Here is a 1565-nt window from a genome sequence, read left to right on the forward strand (position 1 = left end):
GTAAAAGAATCTGTGGCAATTTATAACCATGAACGGCCACATCTGGCCCTGAAATACAAAACGCCTGATGATGTTCATCAGGCGTTTTACAGGCGGAAGAGTGTCAACCTATATCAGGACTAGTCAGGGGTTAATCCGGCAGAAAAACGCAGAGAAGAAAAACGTGGCGGAGTGCCGCTTCACACGTTTGAATCCGTGGCGCGCGAATGGGTCGCCAGCAATCTGCGATGGACACCGGAGCATGCGAAGCGCGTGCTGCGCTACTTCGAACTTTATGTTTTTCCCACTAACGGCAGTTGCGATATCACCACGCTGAAAGTCAAAGACCTGCTCGAACCGATTAAAGTGGTGGAGAAAGCGGGCAAGCTGGACGTCGCCTCCCGGCTACAACAGCGAACCGCCTGTGTGATGCGCTACGCGGTGCTGAACGGCATTGTCGATCATAACTCTGCCGCCGATTTAACAGGGGCCGTGGCCACCGCAAAAGTCCGCCATCATCCGGCGCTGGATCTCCATCTTATCCCTGATTTACTCGCACGCATCGACGACTACAAAGGCCGTAAGCTGACCCAGCTGGCAGTAAAACTGGCACTTTTGTTGTTTATTCGCTCCAGCGAGCTGCGCTTTGCCCGCTGGGATGAAATCGACCTGGACAACGCTATGTGGACGATTCCGGTCGAGCGTAAGCCGATCCCGGGCGTGAAACACTCTGTTCGCGGCGCGAAGATGCGTTCCACGCATCTGGTACCGCTCTCCCGCCAGGCGGTCGTTCTACTTAGCGAAATCAAAAAGCACAACCGCCCCGGTCTGGAGCTGGTTTTCCCTGGCGATCATGACTACCGCAAGCCGATGAGCGAAAACACCATTAATAAGGCGCTGCGCGGGATGGGTTACGACACGCAGAAAGAAGTCTGCGGCCATGGTTTTCGTACCATGGCCTGTAGCGCGCTGGTGGAGTCCGGGCTGTGGTCGAGCGATGCCGTAGAACGCCAGATGAGCCATCAGGAGCGTAAGCGCGTGCGGGCGGCGTATATTCATAAAGCGCAGCATCTTGAGGAGCGCCGGGAGATGATGCAGTGGTGGGCGGATTACCTGGACGCCAACCGCTTCAGGCATGTAGTGCCGTACAGTTTCAAAAAGGCCGCGCTGGATGCAACGGATCATATGAGTTTTCAGGAGCGCAACGCTAAACGGCTGGAAGAGCTGAAAGCATGGATACTGGCCGATTCGGTATGGCTGACTGCCGCTGATTTATCTGCCAAAGCAGGCTTCAGTTCCTCCGCTCCTGATGCAGGCCCGAAACGCTGGAAAGCTGCTGACAAGATCTTTTCGCTGAAGGTCAACGGTATCGATTTATATCCTGAATATGTTTTGGATGAAGAAGCGCGACCGCTCAGGGTTGTAACTCTTGTACTTTCCCTATTTAAAGAGCGCAAAATGATCCTACCCGCGTAGTGTGGACACGGCCCTAAGCGAGGTTCTGGTTTTCAAATTGCTCCGGGCTGAGTCCGCCACAGGCGCTGTGGCGACGCCACCGATTGTAATCACACTCGATATAATTGAAC

Annotated in this window: 2 protein-coding genes; one reads left to right on the top strand and one right to left on the bottom strand. The window is 54.4% G+C overall.

Annotated elements, in window-relative coordinates; genetic code table 11:
* Positions 1–171: 171 nt before the first annotated feature.
* On the top strand, positions 172–1455 hold the full coding sequence (locus tag ACTU3N_RS14670; RefSeq protein WP_443086877.1) for a tyrosine-type recombinase/integrase: 1284 nt from the start codon (positions 172–174) through the stop codon (positions 1453–1455).
* Between the two features lie 13 nt (positions 1456–1468).
* On the opposite strand, the gene ACTU3N_RS14675 is transcribed toward ACTU3N_RS14670, so the two are convergent.
* A partial coding sequence (locus ACTU3N_RS14675; RefSeq protein ID WP_071890408.1) for an IS3 family transposase occupies positions 1469–1565 on the bottom strand: 97 nt, incomplete at its 5' end.

Origin of the sequence: Vagococcus sp. WN89Y (genome assembly GCF_052220145.1) — a bacterium.
GTDB lineage: Bacteria > Pseudomonadota > Gammaproteobacteria > Enterobacterales > Enterobacteriaceae > Kosakonia.